We start from the raw sequence: 1,007 nt of genomic DNA, 5'->3' as shown, positions 1-1,007 counted from the left end.
ACGGCAAGACGCAGCAACACATCTTTCGTGAGATCAAATCCGATTTCCCGATCCAATTGCTTGAATTGATCCACTTTGTGCTTGATTTCATCTTCCGCTAATCCTCTGTAGTCTTCGAAAATAATCGAAGGTTTGCGCTTTTTGAGTACGATCTGCAAGGGCCTCTCCAATCCCTCGTACATAAATACCATACGAAAGATATCGTACCGTTCCATCAGAAGGGAGAGGCTCTTCTCCAGATTCGCTTCTTGCAGCGACCCTTGAATCGCAAACAACATTTGCTCGAAGTACGCGGACGACTGCGGCTCCATTAACGCTTGGAACAGCATGCCTTCTTGCATCGGAGACAGCGGGTACATGGACACGATCTCGCCGCTACTCGCCAGTTGCTTGCGAAGGTTATCGAAAGTGACTAGCGGTATTGGTTCGCTGCTCACATCGCTCGGAGTCAGTACGGTCTCGGTTTGCTGCATGCAATGCTCGATGATCGAAAGCAGCTGCTTTTTGTACTCGGCCAGCAATGCCTGCATCGTGCTTTCACGGTACTCCTGCTCGTCGTACGTCAGGATCAGCGTCAGTTTCCCGTCCATTACGCTTCCTACAATGTCCAGCGCATAAGCCCGCTCTGATTGCAAACTCACCTGGAACCCTGTCGGTAGACCGGACATCGACATCGCCCCGGTATTCATCTCCCGGTCCCATTGTCCCAAGTAGTTGAAGCTGATTTCCGGCGCTATTCCGCTTCCTAGGCCGCTTTTTTCCCTTGGCGTCAAATACTTCAGCGCGCCGTATCCCACGCCTTTGTTCGGAATCCGTCTCAGCTTCTCCTTGAACGATTTGATCCAGTAGGCTATCCCTTCCGCCTTCTTCATTTCGAAGACAACCGGGTATATGCTCGTAAACCACCCCACCGTTCTCGTCACGTCCACGTCACCCAATACTTCTTCCCGGCCGTGGCCTTCCAGATGAACAGCCAGCGTCTCATGACCCGTCCATTCCTGCATTGC

1 protein-coding gene is annotated in these 1,007 nt (G+C 51.9%); it reads right to left on the bottom strand.

Translation table 11 applies throughout. The features are described from left to right. On the bottom strand, window positions 1-1,007 hold a 1,007-nt coding region (locus ACX1DY_RS31435), incomplete at both ends, for a condensation domain-containing protein (protein WP_458968044.1).

Source organism: Paenibacillus sp. BAC0078 (genome assembly GCF_054483875.1).
The sequence above is the reverse complement of the archived record's forward strand: the minus strand, read 5'-3'. Positions and strand labels throughout refer to the sequence as shown.